Here is a 5,315-nt window from a genome sequence, read left to right as displayed (position 1 = left end):
CGGCACCCTCCCCAGGAAGAGGTAGACGTCTCTGCGGAGAGCCAGTCAGCGACCTCCCACAGGGAACGACAGGCTAGAGCACCTACCGCGACCGCCGGGCGGGGCAGGCGACGACCTCCAGCACGTAGCTGTCCCCCGCCTTGACCGTCATCCCGCCGCCCATCCGGCCCTCCTTCTCGTCCTGCGAGACGTCAGTGGCCACAAGGGTGTCACCGGGCTTGACCCAGACGCCGAGTTCCCGGTTCAAAGCGGCCGGGCGCACGGGCCCGACGAGGAGCCCGCCAGCCGGATTGGGCCGAACCAGGACACTGCCGATATTTCTGAAGTTGTCGTCCCCGGGGATCTGCTGACGAATGTCAATCTGGGTCGGGCGGGCCACGGGATTTTGCCGCTCGGCCGTGAGGGTGGCGCGCTCGATACGGCAACCACCCTCAGGCCGGGGCTTGGGCTTGGGCTTGGGCTTAGGGGCCGGCGTGCCGACTGGGCCACCGGGCTGCAGGCAGTCGAGTGAGAGCACCAGCCCTCCGGTGGTCGGGTACCGTTCGAGAACTAACGCTTCGGCGGCGCCCGTGCGCCGTTCCAGGGCGCGATCTCGCTGGCCCCAGACCAGCCTCGGTGGCCGCTCGGAAGCCTTGGGGTCGAGCGAGAACCCGTTCTCGAAGATGCGCCCGCGGATGCTGAACCGGATCTTGGCCCAGCCGTGGCCGCTGGCGAACTTGTGGATCCGGTAGCGCCGCCCGATGAAGTCGGGCGTTTCGACCACGCCGGTATTGATGGAGCCTGCCCGGCAGGCACGAGGCGACCAGGGCTGCTGGGCATGGCTGGCCCCGTGCATCTGGTAGGGAGGGCCGGGCTTGCGTGCGGCCTCAGGCGCGGGCGTGGCCGTGTTGGAGGGGGAGGCCCCCTGGGACGAGCCAATCGAGCCGGAGGCGAGGAAGAGGATCAAGATCCAGAGAGGGCCTTTGAGGGTTTCGCGCTTCATGACATGGATGGGGTGCCCGACGCCAAACACCAGCATTTGTACCCAAGTGACTGACGTCAATGGACTTTTTGTCAGATTATTAAATCGCGTCAGACACTCCACAGCTCTGTGGCGGAGCGGGCCTTCAACAAGCTGGCGCACACCTTCATCGCGCAAATCGAGGCGCTCAAGCGCTACAGGTGTGGATCGAGCTAGCCGGGGTCGCGCCGACTGTCCGTTGGCTCAGTGGAGTTCATAGCAGTTCGTGACGACCCTCTGGCTTCTGGTCACGTCGTAGAGGATCGAGCACTGAACCAGGAAGTTCACGCCCTTCTTGCGAAACAGGATCAGGGAGGAGCGGTTGTCGAAGGTCCCGACATAGCCGGCGATATCCCATTCCTCGCTGAGCATGCGCTCGATGGTGCGCGGGGGCTCAGCCGCGGACAGGGCGCCACAAACGGTGAGAGCAGGGACAAGCCCCAGGCAGTGGCGCATCGTTCCCTCTCAGCGCGCCACTCCTGGCGGCCGACACAGCGCAAACTGTCGCAAATCAGCGGCAAGGCCAAGCCGCCTTAAATGCTTCCATAGCAAGCATCCTGAAATCCTCATGCATGCGCTCTGGCTTACGTCCGATGTAAGCAAGAGCGACTTGGATGCCTTGGTTTGGTGTTACCCCGTCAGGTCTACAGGACCGTACTGCTGCGGGCAGATAAGGGCCGAGCGCCATTAACGTAGTGATTGTGCCTAGGCAAACCCCAGCCATGGTTGTCTGTGGCGGTGTGGAACAATGAGGAACAAGATAATTGGCAGATTTCATATCTTCGCTTAACGCCGGCATAACACCAAAAATTATCAAAATAAATAGTAATGCGCCTCTCATTGCCCTCATCTCGAAAATCAAGCTTGTATTCTCCACCCAATAGCCATCTTCATTGCAAGACAGTGCGCTTCATAGAAAACTGTGGCTGGGCGCATCGGTCATGATCAGGTCCGACATTCAGAGAGGATCCAATTACCCGTCAATGGGCCTATTGAGGTTCCTATAGCCCTAAGGAATCTTGATCGCCGTACCGAGAGCATCGCCGCTCAGAAACGTCATCTTCCCCCTCCCTCCTCTTCTCAATATCCGGCGCGCCGGCCTATTTCCTGAAGCTCTTCATATTCAGGCCCAGGCTCCACCGGGCTTACGTAGACGCTGCACATGAGCGCCTCGCGTAGCAGCTTGTTGAGCTCCCGATTCACTAGGCTCTCCCGTTCGTCATATCGTCCGGCCGCATGCCCTCATGGCATAGCTTTCACCGGCTCCGCCATCCGCGCCGATTCTGGTGATCCACTTCCCTGAAGGCGACCCTGCCGTTCCGGCAGCTTCTTGAGCGGTTCTGCTGGCCTCCTTGTCCCCGGAGTTAACACCCTCGTATCCGTGGGGTGCAGGCTTTTGCACCCTCCCCCCTTGGCCGTGGTTCCACGGACACGGCGCATCCAGGCCTGCCACTCGCGGCTGATGATCCGGATGAGGTTGGGATCGCTCCGGCGCCCCTGATGGCGGCGCTCCTGGATCGTCAACAGCCCATCGCCCTCGGCCAAGCGGATGGCGCTCTGGGCCAGGCGCCGGCACACCCCTGCCCTCGCGGCGATGGCGTCAATGCAGAGCCCGCACACGCCCTTCTCGGCCACCTCGTCGGCGACGATGCGCAGGACGGCGAGTTCTCCCGTCGTGAAGCGGGCGGCGAGACCCGGCGGCATCGGGCCGGAGCAGGCCAGCAGGCGGCGCCTGTCGCGGGAGGCGATCCGGTCAGGCGAGGAGGGCCGCTTGCGAGGCGGGAAGAGGCTCATACGGCCGGCAGGGACGCCTACGGGCACGATCCCGGCCCGGATGGTGCTGCGGCGCTCGTGAAGCCGCTCAGCGAGCCTCTGAGCGCCCGCATCGTCCACTGCCCCGCTCGCGTGTGCCTGCCACACCTGGCGGGACAGCTCGTCCATCTGCGCCAGCGTTCGGGCGCTCGCGATGGCAGCCCCCATCGTCTCGCGAAACATCGTTCACAGCCCTGCTCGGGCCGCGGCTAGGGTCCAGGCACGACTTCATCGTTGACGGAATTGGCGTTCCGTCTTGACTCCCGAAGGGTCATGTGGCTTGTGAGGAGTTGCTTGAGGCTTCTCACAAGCCCTTCGATTTCGCGGCCCTCCAGTTTGGCGACTGGGGGGCCGTAGTCGTTTTAGGGCCTATCTCGCGGCGGTGATCTTTCCTTCTCCGGCTCACGACTCGCGGGAGCGAGCCTGCCGGACATGCCATGTCGCGTGGCCGGCACCGTTAAGTCAACGTTGAGCGCCCTGGCACCTATGCCCGCGCTTAGGGCAAGTACGGCGAGCGTAATCCTGCCTCCGAGTGGAAGTGAGCGACCAGGCGCTCTCCATCCCAGACGTGGATTTCATGAGGGTGGTTGAGCCCACCGGCATGGTCGATGGCGGCGTCATCGTGCTCGCAATCGATCTCGTGCTCTTCGTGGAGCGTGCCGTCCGCAGCGAGGAGGCTAATGCGGTAGAGGGGCATCGCAGCATGCCTTGCTCTGGACCCGCCAGCACAGCGAAGTGGCGGAGCGAGTGCATTGATCCAACGCAAGCCAGCGGGTGCATCGTGCGATCCACGCCTTGATAGGTGGCATAGGCCACGCCGGCCAGGAGATGTCTCTCGCTCCAATGCGTTGAGCCGCCTTGAGCCCACGAGCACGTCGCGCTCGTGTCCGGCCCATGACCAAGTCCAACCTCACCCGCCGCCTCGCCAAGCAGAACCCGCAGCGCTACGAGCGCGATTGCGAGGCCATCGTGAAAGCAATCCTCGGCAGGCTCGTGGATGCCCTTGGAGCTGGCGACCGGGTGGAGATCCGCGGCTTCGGCGCCTTCTCGGTCAAGGAGCGGCGAGCCCGGACAGGGCGTAATCCTCGAACGGGCGAGGCGGTCGCTGTCAGCGAGAGGAAGTCTCTGACATTCAAGCCCGGCAAGGAGATGGGGAGACGGCTCAATCCCCGGGGCGAGTGCCTAGAGGGGGTTGGGGGCCAGCTGCTGCAGGCATCGTAGGGCGCAGCTGCAAAGCGGCGTAGCCAGAGCATGATCATGCCGAGGCTGATCATGGCCAAGCGGTCGGCTTTGCGGTGTTGCTTTCCGAAGCCGGACCGACCATATCCCGTCTGCGGTTGATGACCGGTTCGTAATAACGTTTCAGGACCCGGGGGCGGTACCCGGCGCCTCCACCATGAGCGCATCGTGATGCGCTTCTGTTGGGGGCGAAATAGGATCGACTGGACGGTAAAGGGATCGCGAGTCCTATCTCGTTTCGGCGGGAGACGGTGCGACTGTCGGTAAGGTTTCGACCGGTTTGGCGTAGGCAATCCCTATTCCAGGCATCTGACCAAAACTCTAAATGCCAACGATAACGTTGTCATGGATGCCCGCCTCGCGGCGTAAGCATCTTGCGGTAGGGTAACCGTAGAAACAGAACCCGGAGCTTCGGCTCCGGGACCCACCTCTCTCACAAATGTACCTGGATCTTGGCGAAGTCGCACCCTGATCATTGCTCGGCGCAAGGTGGCTCAGGAACGGCGTCGCGGGCTTGGCTGGATTTCCCCGCTATTGCGCCATCCTCTCGCTAGAGGAGCCCCGCCGCCTTGGTGCGTTTTGCTGCGCCTAGCGGTTGTTTCTCGTCAACATCACCTCGCCCTCATGCGCCGCCTCGTGTTCTCCGTCATCGCCTTGGCCTTTGTCGCGCCGGCACAGGCGCAAAGCGCTAAGACGGCCACGAACACCATGAAGGGCTCAACCCACGACCAAGCGTGGCAGGCCAAGGCCGCCCGCCAGCTTGAGCGCCTACAGCGTGAGGTGGACGAGAAGCGGGCCGAGAACCGGCAGGATGAGGAAGAGCATGGCGGCCGGCAAACTGAGCGACAGGACCGCTAACCACCGGCCCGCGCGCCAGGACGAGCGTGACTGCAGAGCAAGGTAGCCGTGCCGTGTCAGGCGGCCCTCGGGCATTCCGGCCGTTCCTGTTCGTGGCTCGCCACCGAGAAATCGATGATCTGCATCGGGGTAGAAACCGGCTCCGGCACCGCGGCCGGCACCGGCCGGCTCGCCTCCGCGATGCGTGACTGCGTGAACAGGGCCGCGCCGATCTCCGCGCCTGCCGCCTTGATCAGGGTCGCCTCCTCGCAGGTGCCTGCGATCTTCAGGGCCAACGCGTGCAGGTTATCCCGCTCGACACAGTAGGCCGCGATCCGAGCGCGGGCGTACTCGGATATAGGGGCGAGCAGCCTTGCGAACTCGTTCTCGTCAGCCCGGTAGAGCGGTGCGATCAGCCCGACAGGGA

General features: G+C 63.6%; 7 protein-coding genes and 1 other RNA gene. 3 read left to right on the top strand and 5 right to left on the bottom strand.

Annotated features, from left to right (window positions below; translation table 11 throughout):
• Positions 1 to 82: 82 nt before the first annotated feature.
• From WDW90_RS34535 to WDW90_RS34525, 4 genes are all read right to left on the bottom strand, one after another.
• On the bottom strand, positions 83 to 1,018 hold the full coding sequence (locus tag WDW90_RS34535) for a hypothetical protein (RefSeq protein WP_336492240.1): 936 nt from the start codon (positions 1,016 to 1,018) through the stop codon (positions 83 to 85).
• Positions 1,019 to 1,204: 186 nt separating this feature from the next.
• Positions 1,205 to 1,456, bottom strand: a complete 252-nt coding sequence (locus tag WDW90_RS34530; RefSeq protein ID WP_336492239.1) for a hypothetical protein — start codon at positions 1,454 to 1,456, stop codon at positions 1,205 to 1,207.
• A 55-nt stretch (positions 1,457 to 1,511) separates the two neighbouring features.
• Positions 1,512 to 1,778 (bottom strand): Rap1a/Tai family immunity protein, encoded by a 267-nt coding sequence (locus tag WDW90_RS41025; protein WP_431311186.1) that lies wholly within the window; start codon positions 1,776 to 1,778, stop codon positions 1,512 to 1,514.
• Positions 1,779 to 2,242: 464 nt separating this feature from the next.
• Positions 2,243 to 2,995, bottom strand: a complete 753-nt coding sequence (locus WDW90_RS34525) for a hypothetical protein (protein ID WP_336492237.1) — start codon at positions 2,993 to 2,995, stop codon at positions 2,243 to 2,245.
• A gap of 711 nt (positions 2,996 to 3,706) precedes the next feature.
• On the opposite strand from WDW90_RS34525, the gene WDW90_RS34520 reads away from it, so the two are divergent.
• The 3 genes from WDW90_RS34520 to WDW90_RS34510 all read left to right on the top strand — a co-directional run bounded on the left by WDW90_RS34520 (position 3,707) and on the right by WDW90_RS34510 (position 4,909).
• Positions 3,707 to 4,033, top strand: coding sequence for an HU family DNA-binding protein (locus WDW90_RS34520; RefSeq protein ID WP_336492235.1), 327 nt, complete (start codon positions 3,707 to 3,709; stop codon positions 4,031 to 4,033).
• Positions 4,034 to 4,106: 73 nt separating this feature from the next.
• Positions 4,107 to 4,462, top strand: a transfer-messenger RNA (tmRNA) gene (gene ssrA / locus WDW90_RS34515).
• 213 nt (positions 4,463 to 4,675) lie between these two features.
• The gene (locus WDW90_RS34510) at positions 4,676 to 4,909 is read left to right on the top strand and encodes a hypothetical protein (RefSeq protein WP_336492233.1); all 234 of its coding nucleotides are present in this window, start codon (positions 4,676 to 4,678) and stop codon (positions 4,907 to 4,909) included.
• A 56-nt stretch (positions 4,910 to 4,965) separates the two neighbouring features.
• Here the strand turns inward: WDW90_RS34510 and WDW90_RS34505 are convergent.
• Positions 4,966 to 5,315: hypothetical protein (locus WDW90_RS34505; RefSeq protein WP_336492232.1), on the bottom strand; the 350-nt coding region annotated here is incomplete at its 5' end.

Origin of the sequence: Methylobacterium nigriterrae, assembly GCF_037106235.1 — a bacterium.
Lineage (GTDB): Bacteria > Pseudomonadota > Alphaproteobacteria > Rhizobiales > Beijerinckiaceae > Methylobacterium > Methylobacterium nigriterrae.
The sequence above is the reverse complement of the archived record's forward strand: the minus strand, read 5'-3'. Positions and strand labels throughout refer to the sequence as shown.

Coding starts and splice junctions, on each gene's coding strand:
- WDW90_RS34530 (WP_336492239.1), bottom strand. CDS start 1,456: ATGCGCCACTGCCTGGGGCTTGTCCCTGCTCTCACCGTTTGTGGCGCC.
- WDW90_RS34535 (WP_336492240.1), bottom strand. CDS start 1,018: ATGCTGGTGTTTGGCGTCGGGCACCCCATCCATGTCATGAAGCGCGAA.
- WDW90_RS41025 (WP_431311186.1), bottom strand. CDS start 1,778: ATGAAATCTGCCAATTATCTTGTTCCTCATTGTTCCACACCGCCACAG.
- WDW90_RS34520 (WP_336492235.1), top strand. CDS start 3,707: ATGACCAAGTCCAACCTCACCCGCCGCCTCGCCAAGCAGAACCCGCAG.
- WDW90_RS34525 (WP_336492237.1), bottom strand. CDS start 2,995: ATGTTTCGCGAGACGATGGGGGCTGCCATCGCGAGCGCCCGAACGCTG.
- WDW90_RS34510 (WP_336492233.1), top strand. CDS start 4,676: ATGCGCCGCCTCGTGTTCTCCGTCATCGCCTTGGCCTTTGTCGCGCCG.